We start from the raw sequence: 14,879 nt of genomic DNA, 5'->3' as shown, positions 1-14,879 counted from the left end.
CAATGACGACACTGGAGTCGCCGGAGTGGGAGACGCCGGCTGCCAAAAAGCAGCCGAAGTCCACCAAGGCGAAGATCCTCGACGTCGTCAGGTGGGTCGCGATCCTGCTGGTCATCGGCTTCGCGGCCAAGCAGCTCGCGGCGAACTGGGGTGAGTTCTGGCGCACCCTGCACGACGTGGCCTGGCAGTCGTCGCTGCTGAGCCTGGTGGCCCTGGTCGCGGCGATCATGGTGTCCACCTGGGGCTGGCAGGTGATGGTCGACGACCTGGGCAAGCCGATCGGCTACGCCCGCGGCGCCCAGATCTGCCTGGTCGGCTCGCTCGGCAAGTACGTGCCAGGCTCGGTCTGGGCGTACCTGCTGCAGATGGAGCTGGGCCGCAAGGCGGGCCTGGCCCGCGCCCGCATCTTCACCGGTTCGCTGATCCAGCTCGGCGTCGGCATCGTGTCGGCGCTGGTCGTGTCGCTGCTGGCGGCCCCGGCGGTGTTCAGCAACAGCCCGCGCGCGCTGTGGCTGTTCGTGCTGATCCCGGTCGGCCTGGCGATGCTGCACCCGAAGATCCTGACGTGGGGCACGTCGCTGGTGCTGCGTGTGCTGCGCCGCCCGCCGCTGCAACAGCCGCTGACCTGGAAGGTCGTCGGCAAGGTCTTCGGCGCCTCCACGGCGGCGTGGTGCCTGCAGGGCGTCCACCTGTGGCTCCTGGCGAACTCCGTGGGCACCCCCGGCATCAGCGGCTTCATCCTCTGCGTCGGCGCGATGGCCGTGGCGATGACGGTGGGCACGTTCGCGTTCATCCTGCCCAGCGGCGTCGGCGTCCGCGAAGTGGCCCAGGTCGCGGTCCTCACGGCGAGCGGCCTGACGGTCGGCCAGGCCACGGCGTTCGCGGTGGCTTCCCGGGTGATGTTCACGGTCGCGGACCTGCTGACGGCGGGCGGCGCGGCCCTCGCGGCCCGCTCGCTGCGCGGCAAGACCCCCGCAGCCGCCTGACCTGCCGATTCGCTCTTGGCCTGTGGACAACTAGGCCGCCAGAGCCCTCTTCGGAGCCGGAACCGGGGCCTTTCGTCACCGTGACGCAAGCGGGCTTTCCGGGGCTGTCACAGCATTCCACCCCGATTTCCGCACGATCGGGCAGCTACCCACAGGCCTGTACCCAAGTTGTCCACAGGCGCTTGTGCACCTGTGGACAACTTCAGGGCCGGAGTCGATAAATCACCGCGTCCGAGTCACGCCAGACCTCCTGCAGGAAGGGCTCCCCGGCCAGCCCGATCAGCCCCGGCTGGTACGGCTTCCCCGGCTCCGTGGACGGCTTCCCCAAGATCACCCAGCGCACGTTCAACCGCCGCACCGCCGCCCGCACCGCCGGGTCCGTCTCGTAGTCGCGGAACCGGTCCGCCAGCAGCAGTGCGTCCGACGGTGGGAGCGTCTCGTCGTAGTGCGCCGCCACCGTGCGGACGCCCGAGAGCGCGTACGTCCACGCCGTCCCGTCGAAGCGGTCGTTCATCGCCCACTCGCCCGGCTTGGCCAGCTTCCCGAGCTCCGCCATCGCCGTCGCCTCGCCCGGCGTCACCCGCAGCTTCGCCGGGTCCGCGGCCTGGTAGCCCGCGGCCACCCGGGCACCGTTGGACCGGAAGTACAGGCCGTTCGACAGCAGGACGAACCCCAGCAGCACCACCACCGCCACGGCGACCGCCGGTATCCGCGAGAACCGCGAAGACAGCCACGCCTGCGTCTCCGCCAAGCCGTGCGCCGCCAGGACGCACAGGGGGACCGCCGCCATCGCGAAGAACCGGTACGGGTCGTCCCACCACGGCCTCGACAGCGCCATCACCAGCGGGGCGTTCGACGACGCCACCGCCATGTACGCCAGGCCCGTCACCGCCGCCGTCAGGCCGATCCAGCGCAGCGCCCCCGCGCGGGCGAAGAACACGATGCCCAGGAACAACGCCACCGACAGCCAGATCTGCGGGTGCGGCTCCTGGTGCTGGAACCCGAGCAGCGCGCCCAGCGCCGTCGACGCGCGCCACTCGCTCGGCCAGCCGTAGTACGGCACCGCGCTGTTCGCCAGGCCCAGCGCCCCGAACAGCTGCAGCCACGCCACCAGCAGCGCCACCACCGCGATCGGCAGCAGCGCCAGCAGGTCGCGGCCGATCCGGCGCCACCCGCCGAGCCAGCGCTGGACCAGCAGCGGGCCGGCGAACAGGATCCCGCCGAACAACGTCGACGAGTGGACGCACAGCAGCCCGACCGCGGCCAGCAGCAGCACCAGCCCGGTGTCCGGCGCGACCCGCTCCAGGTACCGGCGCAGCGCGACCGCGCTCAACGGCGTCAGCGTCAGCCCCAGCGCGAACGGCAGCAGCGGGCCGCGGTCCATCGACTCGTAGACGCCCATCACCGGCGCCACCGCCGTCAGCGCGACCGCGCCGGCCAGCACCGCGCGGCCGCGGAACTCGCGCACCAGCGTCACCAGCGACAGCGCCAGCAAACCCGGCAGCAGCACGGTGTTCGCGTCCAGCACCGCCGGGATCGACGCGCCGCTCAGCCGGTAGGTCACGCCCGCGAGCAGGTGGTAGGCGTTGGGGTAGAACACCGGCGCCGCGTCGCCGTACCAGTTCACGTGGCCGGTGCCGAACAGCCCGCCGTCGCCGGTGTCGGCGATGTAGCGGACGGCGTTCCCGTGGTACACCGCGTCGAACCCCTGCGGCAGCGCGCCGAGGTGCCCGAGGCCGAGCAGGGTCGCGTAACCGCCGATCACCGCCGCGAACAGCAGGCACGCCCCCACCGCGAGGTGCCCGCGCCGCGCCCACAGCCCCGGCCCGGGCTCCGGCGGCCGGCGGCGCATGGTCAGTTTCCGGACCCCGAAAGCGATCGCGACGAACACGACGGTCGACACGGCGTAGGTCAGCGGGGTGAACGACAGGCCCGCCGCCGCGGTCCACGGTCCGGTCAGCCCGCCGACGGCGTAGCTCAGCAACGGCGTCAGCCCGGCCAGGGCCCAGCCGCGCACGCCCGCCGCGTACCCGGTCAGGAGGCCCGGGACGGCGATGACGGCAATGGCAACGCAGACGGAGAGCACGCTGGAGACTAAGCCGACAACGGCCGGCCGGACAGCCCGGGGGAAGGCCCTGATCAGGGCTTTTGCGCGTAATTTCGAAGGCGTCGCGGCAATCGTCGGAATTGCCACCCGATCGGGTTATATTGGCCCGGGGTTCGCCTCCCGATGCCCGATAACCTGGCGGGGCCGGCAGGGCGACGAGGTGAGGGGGCCGGGTGGTCTACGCGGTCGTGGTGGCGTGGCTGGTGCTCGCCGCGATCGTGGTGCTGACCTGGGGCCGGCTGGGCACCGACCGCGGCCTGCGCGGGGTCGTCCTCACCCTCACGCTCGGTCTCTCGCTGCTGCACCAGCTGTTGTTCGCGACCGTCACGGAAGACGCGCTCGTTTCGTTCCGGTACGCGACGAACATCGCCGACGGCAACGGCCCGGTCTTCAACCCCGGTGAACGCGTCGAGGGATATACGAACTTCTTCTGGCTGGTGCTGATCGCCCTTCCACGCGCCGCATTCGGCGCCGACGTGCAAACCACCGCCGTCGTGTTCGGAGTTCTCTCGGCCCTCGGTTGTGTGTTGCTTTCCTACTTCCTCGTCAATCGGGTGGTCGCCGCCGCGACGCCGGAGGGCACCGAGCCGCGGCCGGCGATCGGGGTCGCCGCCGCGGTGCTCACCGCGGCCGCCGGCGGGCTGGCCGTCTACGGGCCGTCCGGCTCCGAGGTGCCGCTGTTCGTGCTCCTCGTCCTCGCCGTCTGCTACTCGCTCGCGGCGCGCCGCCCGCTCGTGGCCGGGGTGCTCGTCGCGTTCGCCGTCATGACGAGCCCGGAGGGCGTGGTGATCGCGGTCCTCGGCGGTCTCTGGCTGGCCGGTGCCGCCGTGAAGAAGCAGCACAGCTGGTGGGCGCCCGCGGGCTACACGCTGGGCGCGCTGGTGTTCCTGATCCCCCGGCTGGCCTGGCGGCTGACGTTCTACCAGCACTACGTCCCGGCGCCGCTGGCCGCGAAACTCGGCGGCCCGTTCGGCGTGCAGGTGGCGGGCGGCTGGCCGTACCTGTCCGGGTTCGCCTTGGTGCACCAGGGTTTCCTGCTGCTCGCGCTGGTCGCCGCGGTCGCCCTGCTGCTGCGTCGCGCGGCCGGTGCCGCGCTGGAGTCCCGGGCGCTGATCTGGCTGATGTTCGCCATGACGGCCGGCCTCGCCGCCGCGGCCGTCCTGTCGGGCGGCGACGCCGGGCCGTCGTGGCGGCTGCTGGCCGCGGTGCCGCCCCTGCTCGCGGTCGGGTCCGTCGCGGCCTACGGCGTGCTGACGGCGGACGTCGAGGTCAAGCCGTCACCGCGGCCGCGCGCCTGGCCCGCCGGCACCCGGCTGGTCCCGGTGACCGCCTGCGGCCTGGCCGGGATCGCCGTGCTCGTCTCGGTGTTCAGCCCCGAGATGCTCGGCCGGGTGCGCGACTGGCATACCTACGGCACCGAGCTCACCGAGATCGGCGGCTGGCTGGGCACGTACCTGCCGCCGGGGTCGGTGGTCAGCGCCGCCGCGCCCGGCGCGCTCTCGGCCCGCGGCGGGCAGCTGCTCATCGTCGATGTCCTCGGCCGCACCGACGACCACATCGCGCGTGACGGGACGCACGACGGCGGGTACGCCACGGACTACGACTACGTCGTCAACGGCCGCCGTCCGACCGTCGCCGTGCCCGCCGACGGCGGTTACGCCGACAGCCAGCACTGCACCATCGACCCCGTCTACGCGGGCCAGTACGAGGTCGCGACGTTCCGCCGGGTCGGCACGCCGTACTGGGTCTCCGTCTACCCGCGGGCCGAGCAGGCGAAGTCCGTGGTCGACGACCTCGACAAGGATCCGGACTTCCGCTACGTACCCTGTCCTTCGTGAAACTCGACGTCCCGAAGCAGCGGCTGACCTCCGAGGCCGCGCTCGGGATCGGGGTCTTCGCGGCGTCGTTGACCCTGTTCGTGCTGCGGTTCCTGGTGCCGCGCCCGATCGCGATGTCCAACAACGGCGATGGCCTGCGCGTGCTCTGCGGCGCCGGCATCACCTGGCACGGCGGGCCCGAGCCGTTCATCCACCTCGCCTACAGCGCCCCGCCCGGCGCGGCGCCGTGCCGGCCCACCTACCTGCTGACGCAGAGCTGGCTGGCCGACCTGGCCGTCCGGCTCGGCGGCCTCTTCGGTTCCCCCGCGACGCTGAGCCTGGTCGTCCTCGGCCTGCTGAGCAGCCTGATCGCCGCCGCGGCCGTCGCCGCGATCGTGCTCGGCCTGCCGTACGGCCGCCGGGCGCGGCTCGCCGTGGCGGCCGGTCTGCTGCTGGTCGTCGCCGATTCGGCGTTCTTCGGGTACTTCGCGGCGGTGCTCGGTGAAGGCGCGGCCTTCCTCGGGCTGCTGCTGATCGCCGGCGGCCTGCTGCTCACCGCGCGGGACGGCCGGTGGAGCTACGCGGGCATGGCCGTGACGCTCGCCGGTGGCGTCCTGGCGGTCAACGCCAAGGTCCAGACGCTGACCATCCTGCCGATCCTGGTGGTCGCGATCCTGCTGGTCCGGCCGGGCACGCTGCGCGGGGCCCGGCGCTGGGCGGCGGCGGTGCTGGTCATCGGCGCGCTCGGGGCCTGCACGCTCGCCGCGCAGCTGAGCGTCGAGCCCGCCGTCACCCCCGAGGGAACGCTCGCAGAGCTGCCCGGCGACGACTCGCGCGAGATCAACATGTTCAACACGATCTTCCTGAACATCGTCGACGGCCGGCACGACACCCGGGCCGACCTGGCGGACCTCGGGCTGCCGCCGTCGTTCGCGCAGTACGCGGGCAACGGCTGGTGGCACCCGCACCCGGCGCGGATCGACCCGCTCTACCCGGCCTACCGCGACCGGATGGACCGCGCGAACGTCATCGCCTACTTCGCGAGCCACCCCGGCCGGACGCTCGGGGTGCTGAACCGCGCCGCGACCGACCAGCTCACCGCGCGGCCGGACTACCTCGGCAGCTTCGACCAGTCCGCGGGCTTCGCGCCGCACGCGCAGGAGTACCGGGTGCCGGTCGTGTCGTGGCTGACCGGGCTGATCGCGCCGCTCGGGCTGTTCGCACTGGTGCCGCTGTGGCTGCTGGTGGCGGCCCGGGCGTGGCGCCGGCGCCGGGCCGCGCTGGGCGTCGTGCTGGCGTTCCTGCTGGTCGTCTCGGTGACGCAGTTCGGCATGGCGGCGCTCGGCGACGGCATCGAAGGTATCAAGCACCAGTCCGTCGCGCTGTTCACGCTGCTGCTGGCCCTGGTGCTCGCCGCGCCCGGCCGGCGGGCCGGCGTGCGGGCGGCGTGAGGTTCGCCCGGTTTGTGTTCTTCCCCGCTGAACGCACGGCCCCAACCTACGGTCCCGTAACCTGGCGGGATGGCTGACTTCGTGTACCCGCCCGTGATCGCGGCGGCCCGGACGATGTTCCGGGTACTGGACAACCGTATCCGGATCGAGGGCGCGGAGCACATCCCGCGCACCGGCGGCGCGGTCATCGCGTGCAACCACGTGAGCTACCTGGACTTCATCTTCTGCGGCCTCGGCGGGCGGCAGGCCAAGCGGCTGACGCGGTTCATGGCGAAGCAGGAGATCTTCGACAACAAGATCGCCGGGCCGCTGATGCGCGGGATGCACCACATCCCCGTCGACCGCGCCGCGGGCATCGCCTCCTACCGCGAGGCCCTCCAGAAGCTGAAGGACGGCGAGGTCGTCGGTGTCTTCCCGGAGGCGACCATCAGCCGGTCGTTCACCGTCAAGGAGATCAAGTCGGGCGCCGTCCGGATGGCCGCGGCGGCGAACGTCCCGGTCGTGCCGATGGCGCTGTGGGGCACCCAGCGGCTCTGGACGAAGGGCCGGCCGAAGGACCTGACGCGGCGGCACGTGCCGGTCTCGATCCTCATCGGCGAGCCGATGCACCCGGCGAAGGGCGACGACTGGGACGTCGTGACGAAGGAGCTGCGCGACCGGATGAGCGCGCTCGTCGACCGCGCCCAAGCCGACTACCCGGACCGGCCCGCGTCCGACGAGGAACGCTGGTGGCTGCCCGCCCACCTGGGCGGGACCGCGCCCACGCCGGAGGAAGCGGCCGAGCTCGACAACCGCTCCTGACGCCTCAGAACCAGCGCTCGAGGACCTGCGCGACGCCGTCGTCCCCGGCCGGGCCGGTGACCTCGTCGGCCACGCCGAGCACCGCCGGGTGGCCGTTCTCCATGGCCACGCCGTGGCCGGCCCAGCTGAGCATCTCGAGGTCGTTGGGCATGTCGCCGAAGGCGATCACCCGGTCGGCCGGGACCTCGAAGCGCGCGGCGACGTCGGCGAGGCCGGTCGCCTTGGTGATGCCGTGCGCGGCGATCTCGACCAGCCCGCCGGACGACGAGTAGGTGGCGTCGACCTCGCGGCCGAACAGCGAGTTCACGGCTTCGGCCATCTCTTCGGAGGTCATGCCGCGGTGGCTGACCAGCAGCTTGATCGCCGGGTGCCCGAGCACCTCGGCGCGCGGCCCGGTGCGGCCTTCGTTGTCGCCCCACGGGTTGTGGTAGTCCGGCTCGATCACGAAGTTGCGCATGTCGTGGTCCACCGCGCCGATGGCGACGCGTTCCGAGGCCAGCCGGCAGCCGGGCAGCGCCTTATCCAGCGCGCTCGCGATGTCGTGCAGCAGCGAGGGTTCGAGCAGGCCGTGGACCTCGACGATCTCCTCGGTGCCGCAGTCGTAGAGCACGGCGCCGTTCGCGCACACCGCGTACCCGGTCAGCTCGAGCGGCCGCGCGATCGGCGCGATCCAGCGCGGCGGCCGGCCGCTGGCCAGTACGAACGGCACACCGGCCTCGATCACCCGGCGCACGGTCGCGATGGTGCGCTCGCTGAGGGCTTCGGACGGGCCGAGCAGGGTGCCGTCGACGTCGGACGCGATCAGAAGGGGTCTCTCCACCCCGTCATTGTCCCTGACACGTCCGGGTGAGGTCCCGCCCGTCCGTGAGAATGTCGGTTGTTGCCTATACCGTCCCGCACTGTGCGAGTAGGCATCGTGATTCTCCCGGAAGATCGTTGGTGGGCCGCCGAGCCGAAGTGGCGGGCCGCCGAGGAGTACGGCTTCGACCACGCGTGGACGTACGACCACCTGGGCTGGCGCAATCTGGTCGACGGCCCGTGGTTCTCCGCGATCCCGACCCTGACCGCGGCGGCGATGGTGACGTCCCGCATCCGGCTCGGCACCTTCGTGGCGTCGCCGGTCGCGCGGCACCCCGTGCCGTTCATGCGCGAGCTGACCACCCTCGACGACGTCTCCGACGGCCGGTTCGTCCTCGGTGTCGGCGCGGGTGTCGACCACCGGCACTACGACGGCGAGGTGCTCGACGCGCCGGAGCTGACGACGAAGCAGCGCGTCGACCGCTTCACGGAGTTCGTCGAGTCGCTCGACGGGCTGCTGATGACCGACAAGTTCGACTTCGACGGCGAGTACTACAAGGCCCGCGGCGCCCGAAACCTGCCAGGCACCGTCCAGCGGCCGCGGCTGCCGTTCGTGGTCGCGGCCAACGGCCCGCGCACGATGACGCTCGCGGCCCGGTTCGGCGCGGGCTGGGTGACCACCGGCAAGGGCGGCGAGACCGTCGACGCCTGGTGGCGCGGGATCAAGGAACTGACCGAGGTCTTCGACGAGCGCCTCGACGCCGTCGGCCGCGAGCGGGCGGGCATCCAGCGTCACCTCAGCCTGGACTCGTGCCCGGTGTTCTCGCTGAGCAGCGTGGACGCGTTCCGCGACGCGGCCGGCCGCGCGGGCGAGCTGGGCTTCACCGACGTCATCGCGCACTGGCCGCGGTCGTCGTCGCCGTACGAGGGCCACGAAGCCGTGCTGGAGCAGGTGGCGAGCGACGTCCTGCCGGAGCTGCACGCTGGGCCGAACGGGTGACATCCGGGTAGCCGGGAAACCGATTGCCGTCCCTCAGGCGTCCTTCAGAGCAGACGCCAAGGATCACCCCGGGGGTGGTTGGGGGACGGGAGGCCCTCGTGGCCGCGGCACGGGGCGCCGCGGCCACGAGGGCTTTGTCTATTTGGTGATCCGGTAGATGACGGCGCCCGGGTTCCGGTAGACGACGCTCACGAAGTCCAGCCCGTCCAGCTTCTGCAGGCCCGGCGAGATGGGTGTGTCCCGGCGGATCGTGCCGCTGCCGACCAGCACGTAGTGCACGTTCAGCTGCTGCGCCACCGCGCGGACCCGGGGGTCGGTGTCGTAGTCGCGGAAGTGCGCCGCCAGGTAGACGGCGTCGGGGTTCACCGCGCCGGCGTCGTAGTGCGCGGCCACCGGGTGCACGCCGGTCAGCGCGTACATCCAGGCCGTGCCGTCGAGGCGGTCGTTGAGCACCTTCTGGTCGCCGGGGATGCCCAGCGTGCCCAGCCGGTCCATCGCGTCGATCTCGTCCTGGCTGACCGGCGGGACCACCTCGCCGGGCAGGCCGTTGTAGTAGAGCAGCGACACCGTCTTGGCGTTGGCCGCGCGGTAGAACCCGCCGGTCAGCACGCCCATCGCGACCACGATCAGCACCGCCGTCGCCAGCCCGACCCGGCCGGTCAGCCACGGCCGCGCGCGCACCCAGGCGCGTCCGCCGGCGAGCTTCGCCAGCCACCGCTGGGCCTCGCTCATGCCGTGCGCCGCGATCAGGCACATCGGGATCGCCGCCAGCGCCATCAGCCGGAACCGGTCGTTCCACCACGGCCGCGAGAGCGAGATCACCCAGTCTTCGCCGCCGAAGCACGCGACGACGACGAACAGCGCCGACAGGCCCAGCGCCGAGAGCACCACCCAGCGCAGCCGCCGCAGCGCCACCAGCGTGAGCGCGCCGAACGCCAGGAACACCGTGAGCCAGATCTGCGGCACCGGCAGCACCTGCTTGAACGTCGCCAGCATGGCCAGGGCCTTCCACACCGCCATGTGCGAGCCCCACGGGTGGTACGGGTAGGACCCGGACGTGAAGGTGATCGCGCCCAGGATGTGCGGCGCGGCCAGCAGGCCGGCCCCCGCCATCACCGGGATCATCTTCAGCACGTCGCCGCCCGCGACGCGCCAAGCGGCCTTGCCGTCGGGGACGCCGTCGACGCGGCGGCCGCGCAGCGCCCGGTACCAGCGCTGCACGACCAGCGGCAACGCGAACAGGATCGCGCCGAACAACGCGCTCGAGTGCGCGGCGAGCAGGCCCGCCGCGCTCAGGGCCAGCACCGCGCCGGTGTCGACGCCCGGCCGGACGACGAACCGCTGCAGCGCGACCGCGGCCAGCGGCGTCAGGACGATGCCCAGCGCGAACGGCAGCAGCCCGCTCGACACCGACTCGTACGCGCCGGTGGTAGCTCCGCCGGCGACCAGCGCGGCGCAGCCCGCGAACACCGCGCGGCCGCCGAGCTGGCGCACCAGCGCGACCATGGCCAGCGCGAACAGCCCGGCGATCGGCATCGTGACGGCGTTCAGCGTGACCGGGATCGACGTCCCGGACAGCTGGTAGACCAGCGCGCCGACCAGGTGATAGGCGTTCGGGTAGAACGAGCCGTCGGGGTACCAGTTGAGGGTGCCCATGCCGGTCAGCGAGCCATCGCCGGTGTCGGCGATGTAGCGGATGCCGTTGGCGTGGAAGACGGTGTCCCAGCGCTGGAAGACGGCGGTCGTGCCGCCGCGGCCGGACACCACCACGGCGATCGACACCGCCGTCGCGATCCCGACGCAGCAGGCGACGGCGAGGTGCGCCCGGCGGGTCCACGCCTGGTGCGGCTCCTCGGCGCCCGGCGTCATCCACCCCCGGGCCACGGCCAGCCGGCGCAGGCCGTACAGCACGGCCGCGAGCAGCAGCGTGCACGCGGCGACGCTGAGCGGGCCGTACGGCACGTGGGCGATCGCCAGCCAGGGACCGGCCAGGCCGGTGATGGCGTAGCTGAGCAGCGGCGCGAGGCCCGCGAGGGCCCAGCCGCGCAGGCCGGCGGCCCACCCGACGACGCCGCCGGGGACCGCCAGCACGGCCACGTAGGTGGCCACGGCGGCGAAGTAGCTCCAGAAGTCCTCGGGTGCAGGCACTGCTTTCCAGGTGTGTCGTAAGTCGAAATGTGATAGGTCGGATGCGGACAGGGTGACCGGACTGCGTAACCTCGACGCCCGTGAGCGCGCACACGAACCCCGCCAAGATTACTGAAGCCGATTTCGCAGGTTACGACCTCGTCGTCGTCGGGTCCGGATTCTTCGGCCTGACCGTCGCCGAACGGGCCGCGGCCGAGCTGGGCAAGAAGGTCCTCATCCTCGAGCGGCGCAGCCACATCGGCGGCAACGCCTACTCGGAGGCCGAGCCCGAGACCGGCATCGAGGTGCACAAGTACGGTGCGCACCTGTTCCACACGTCGAACAAGCGCGTGTGGGAGTACGTGAACCGGTTCACCGAGTTCACCGGCTACCAGCACCGCGTCTTCGCCCGGGTCAAGGACCAGGTCTACTCGTTCCCGATGAACCTGGCGCTGATCAACCAGTTCTTCGGCAAGGCGCACACCCCGGACGAGGCCCGCGAGCTCATCGCCAAGCAGTCGTCCGAGTTCGAGACCGACACGGCGGAGAACCTCGAGGAGAAGGCCATCTCGCTGGTCGGCCGGCCCCTCTACGAGGCGTTCATCCGCGGGTACACCGCGAAGCAGTGGGAGAACGACCCCAAGAACCTGGGCGCGAACATCATCACGCGCCTGCCGGTCCGCTACACCTACGACAACCGGTACTTCAACGACACCTACGAGGGCCTGCCCGTCAACGGGTACACCGCGTGGCTCGAGAAGATGGCCGAGCACGAGAACATCGACATCCGGCTGAACGTCGACTATTTCGACGTCCGCGAGCACATCCCGGCGGGCACCCCGACCGTCTACACCGGGCCGCTGGACCGCTACTTCGGCTACTCCGCGGGCCGGTTCACCTGGCGCACCGTCGACTTCGAGTCCGAGGTCGCCGAGACCGGTGACTTCCAGGGCGCCCCGGTCGTCAACTACAACGACCAGGAAGTGCCCTACACCCGGATCATCGAGTTCCGGCACTTCCACCCGGAGCGGGACTACCCCAAGGACAAGACGGTCATCTTCCGCGAGTTCTCCCGCTTCGCGAAGGAAGAGGACGAGCCGTACTACCCGATCAACACCCCGGACAACCGCGAGAAGCTCGAGGCCTACCGCGAGCTGGCGAAGACCGAGGCGCGCGAGAAGAACGTGCTGTTCGGCGGCCGGCTGGGCACGTACAAGTACCTCGACATGCACATGGCCATCGGGTCGGCGCTCTCGGCGTTCGACAACAAGATCGCCCCGCACCTGACCGACGGCGCGCCGCTCGACGGGTCCCTCGATGCTTGAGAAGGGCGCCCCGACGGGCGAGGTCGCGGTCCTCTCGAAGGCGCAGGGCTTTCTGAAGAGTGACGTTTCGGTGAAAGCCGCGCGCGGCATGTCGCACTTCGGCGAGCACGCCATCGGCTGGTTCAGCATCGGCTTGATCGGCGCCGCCGTCGACAAGAAGCGGCGCAAGGACTGGCTGATCGCGTCGGCCGGCGTCGTCGGCGCCCACGCGGCGTCGATCGCGGTGAAACGCGTGGTCAGGCGGCCGCGTCCGGACCACCCGAGCGTGGAGGTTCTGGTCGGCACGCCGAGCAAGCTGAGCTTCCCGTCGTCGCACGCGACGTCCACGACGGCGGCGGCGGTGCTCTACTCCGGATTGACCGGGCGTAACCTGGTGCCCGCCCTGGTACCGCCGATGCTCGCCTCGCGGCTCGTGCTCGGCGTTCACTATCCGACAGACGTTCTGGCCGGTGCGGCCCTCGGGGGGCTCGTCGGTGGTCTGATACGACGGAAGCTGAAGAAGAACCCATGAGCGAGACGACCGAGCAGCGCAACAGCGACGAAGCGGCCGTGACTCCTGAGGCACCGGAGACACCGGTGACGGCGGAGACGACGGCGGGGACCGCGGCACGCGGCCCGTTCGGCCTGGTCGGCGGCGTGATCAAGACCGCACGTCCGCGCCAGTGGGTGAAGAACGTGCTGGTCTTCGCGGCCCCGTTCTTCGCCTTCTCGAAATCGACCGACCGCACGGGCCTGCTGCTCGACGCGATCGTCGCCTTCGTGGCCTTCTCGCTGGTGGCGAGCTCGGTCTACCTCATCAACGACGCGGTCGACGTCGAGGCCGACAAGGCGCACCCGACCAAGCGGAACCGGCCGATCGCGGCCGGGATCGTGCCGGTGCCCGTCGCGTACGGGTCCGCGGTCGTGTTCTTCCTCGCCGGCCTCGGCGTCTCGTTCCTCGCCAGCTGGCAGCTGGCGGTCGTGCTGGCGGTCTACGAAGCCGTCCAGCTCGGCTACTGCTTCGGCCTCAAGCACCAGCCGGTGGTCGACCTGGCCATCGTCGGCTCGGGCTTCCTGATGCGCTCGATCGCCGGTGGTGTCGCGGGCGGCCTGGCGCTCTCGCAGTGGTTCCTGCTGGTCACGGCGTTCGGCTCGCTGTTCATGGTGGCCGGCAAGCGCTACGCGGAGATCATGCTGTTCGAGCGCACCGGGGCGAAGATCCGGTCGTCGCTGAAGAAGTACTCGGCCAGCTACCTGCGGTTCGTCTGGGCGACGTCCGCGGCGATCCTGATCATGTCCTACTGCCTGTGGGCGTTCGAGATCCGCCAGACCGAGCACAACTCGGTGTGGGCGCTCATCTCGATGGTGCCGTTCGTGGTGGCGGTGCTGCGCTACGCGGTGGACGTCGACGGCGGCATCGCGGGCGAGCCCGAGGAGATCGCGCTCAAGGACCGCGTGCTCCAGGTGCTCGGCGCGACGTGGGTGGCCACGCTGTTCCTGTCGTTCTACCTGTGAAGTCTCATGGCCGATCGACAGGTTGGCTTCAGGTTCAGCACAGCTGACGGGGTCACCCTGAGGTGGTGGGGGCGGGCAGCGCGCTCGTCCCCGTAGACCACAGGAGCGACCATGACCGACCAGCCGCGCGACCCGAACCAGGTCCCGCCGAACGCGGGCGCGGAGCAACCGGCCGCCGCACAGCCCACGGCCCAGGCCGGTGCGGCTGAGCAACCGGCCACGGCTCAGCCCGAGCAGTCCGCGGCCTCGCAGCCGTCTGCCGCGGCCGCGGCCGGGCAGCCGGGGGCCGAGCAACCGACGGCCGTGCAGCCCTCCGCCGCGTCCGCGACCGGACAGGCGGGAGCCGAGCAGCCCATGCCCGTGCAGCCCTCCGCCGCGCAACCGGCCACCGGGCAGCCGTCATCCGGGCAGCCGACAATGGCGCTGCCCTCCGCTGGGCAACCGACCGCGGCCGCCCCGGGTCAGCCCGGTGCCGCGGCCCAGCCTGGCACTGCTCCGGCGGCCGACCAGACCGCCGCTCACGGCCAGCAGGGCCCGCCCACCCCGCAGCTCTCCCAGCCCGGCCCCGGGCAGGCCTACGGGGCTCCCGGCCCGGGCTACGGCGCCTGGGGCGCCCCCGCGGCGGCCGCGCCACGGCAGTCCGGCGGGTTCCGCCGGTTCGTCGGGCACCGCGCCACCCAGCTCGTCGCCGTCGGGGTGCTCGGCCTGCTGATCGGCGGCGGCATCGTCGGCGGGATCGCGGCGGCCACGAGCCACGGCGGCGGCCCCCGCGACGGCCGTCCGGGCATCCACCGCCAGTACTCCGGCCCGGGCGCCGGCCCGGGCATGGACGGCCGCGGCGGCTTCGGCAACCGCGGCGGCGGCAACTCCGGCAACACCAACCCCGACCCCGGCAACCCCAACGGCGGCAACTCCGGCAGCGCCGACGGCAATACCGGCTCCGGAGCCGGTATCTGACCCACCCCAGAGCCGT

General features: G+C 71.8%; 12 protein-coding genes. 9 read left to right on the top strand and 3 right to left on the bottom strand.

The genetic code is table 11. The annotated features are described in order from the left end of the window. The first annotated feature begins 2 nt into the window (after positions 1-2). Complete coding sequence (locus ACLJQZ_RS06810; protein WP_247059918.1) at positions 3-986, top strand: lysylphosphatidylglycerol synthase transmembrane domain-containing protein; 984 nt, start codon at positions 3-5, stop codon at positions 984-986. 202 nt (positions 987-1,188) lie between these two features. Here ACLJQZ_RS06810 and ACLJQZ_RS06805 read toward each other — a convergent pair whose 3' ends face one another. After that, the gene (locus tag ACLJQZ_RS06805; protein WP_410619226.1) at positions 1,189-3,072 is read right to left on the bottom strand and encodes a DUF6541 family protein; all 1,884 of its coding nucleotides are present in this window, start codon (positions 3,070-3,072) and stop codon (positions 1,189-1,191) included. A 194-nt stretch (positions 3,073-3,266) separates the two neighbouring features. Between ACLJQZ_RS06805 and ACLJQZ_RS06800 the strand changes: the two genes are divergently transcribed. The 3 genes from ACLJQZ_RS06800 (at position 3,267) to ACLJQZ_RS06790 (ending at position 7,162) form a co-directional block, all read left to right on the top strand. Beyond that, a complete protein-coding gene (locus ACLJQZ_RS06800) occupies positions 3,267-4,931 on the top strand; it encodes a hypothetical protein (protein WP_410619225.1) in 1,665 nt (554 codons plus the stop codon). Continuing rightward, positions 4,928-6,361: a hypothetical protein gene (locus ACLJQZ_RS06795; protein WP_410619224.1), complete on the top strand. Its 1,434-nt coding sequence runs from the start codon at positions 4,928-4,930 to the stop codon at positions 6,359-6,361. Before ACLJQZ_RS06800 ends, ACLJQZ_RS06795 begins: the two co-directional genes overlap by 4 nt. A gap of 69 nt (positions 6,362-6,430) precedes the next feature. After that, entirely contained in the window at positions 6,431-7,162 is a 732-nt protein-coding gene (locus tag ACLJQZ_RS06790) for a lysophospholipid acyltransferase family protein (RefSeq protein WP_410619223.1), read from the top strand. A gap of 4 nt (positions 7,163-7,166) precedes the next feature. Here the strand turns inward: ACLJQZ_RS06790 and ACLJQZ_RS06785 are convergent, their stop codons facing one another. Further along, the gene (locus ACLJQZ_RS06785) at positions 7,167-7,967 is read right to left on the bottom strand and encodes an HAD family hydrolase (RefSeq protein ID WP_410619553.1); all 801 of its coding nucleotides are present in this window, start codon (positions 7,965-7,967) and stop codon (positions 7,167-7,169) included. A 96-nt stretch (positions 7,968-8,063) separates the two neighbouring features. On the opposite strand from ACLJQZ_RS06785, the gene ACLJQZ_RS06780 reads away from it, so the two are divergent. Further along, positions 8,064-8,960: an LLM class flavin-dependent oxidoreductase gene (locus tag ACLJQZ_RS06780; protein WP_410619222.1), complete on the top strand. Its 897-nt coding sequence runs from the start codon at positions 8,064-8,066 to the stop codon at positions 8,958-8,960. Positions 8,961-9,098: 138 nt separating this feature from the next. Here ACLJQZ_RS06780 and ACLJQZ_RS06775 read toward each other — a convergent pair whose 3' ends face one another. Beyond that, positions 9,099-11,108, bottom strand: coding sequence for a DUF6541 family protein (locus tag ACLJQZ_RS06775; RefSeq protein ID WP_410619221.1), 2,010 nt, complete (start codon positions 11,106-11,108; stop codon positions 9,099-9,101). Between the two features lie 80 nt (positions 11,109-11,188). On the opposite strand from ACLJQZ_RS06775, the gene glf reads away from it, so the two are divergent. From glf to ACLJQZ_RS06755, 4 genes are all read left to right on the top strand, one after another. Beyond that, entirely contained in the window at positions 11,189-12,412 is a 1,224-nt protein-coding gene (gene glf / locus ACLJQZ_RS06770; RefSeq protein WP_247059928.1) for a UDP-galactopyranose mutase, read from the top strand. Beyond that, positions 12,405-12,923, top strand: coding sequence for a phosphatase PAP2 family protein (locus ACLJQZ_RS06765; protein WP_328613390.1), 519 nt, complete (start codon positions 12,405-12,407; stop codon positions 12,921-12,923). The genes glf and ACLJQZ_RS06765 overlap by 8 nt, the downstream gene beginning before the upstream one ends. Next, a complete protein-coding gene (locus ACLJQZ_RS06760) occupies positions 12,920-13,906 on the top strand; it encodes a decaprenyl-phosphate phosphoribosyltransferase (protein ID WP_410619220.1) in 987 nt (328 codons plus the stop codon). The genes ACLJQZ_RS06765 and ACLJQZ_RS06760 overlap by 4 nt, the downstream gene beginning before the upstream one ends. Positions 13,907-14,017: 111 nt before the next feature. After that, on the top strand, positions 14,018-14,863 hold the full coding sequence (locus tag ACLJQZ_RS06755; protein WP_410619219.1) for a hypothetical protein: 846 nt from the start codon (positions 14,018-14,020) through the stop codon (positions 14,861-14,863). Positions 14,864-14,879: the final 16 nt, after the last annotated feature.

Origin of the sequence: Amycolatopsis sp. cmx-8-4, assembly GCF_046548675.1 — a bacterium.
Taxonomy (GTDB): domain Bacteria; phylum Actinomycetota; class Actinomycetes; order Mycobacteriales; family Pseudonocardiaceae; genus Amycolatopsis.
The sequence above is the reverse complement of the archived record's forward strand: the minus strand, read 5'-3'. Positions and strand labels throughout refer to the sequence as shown.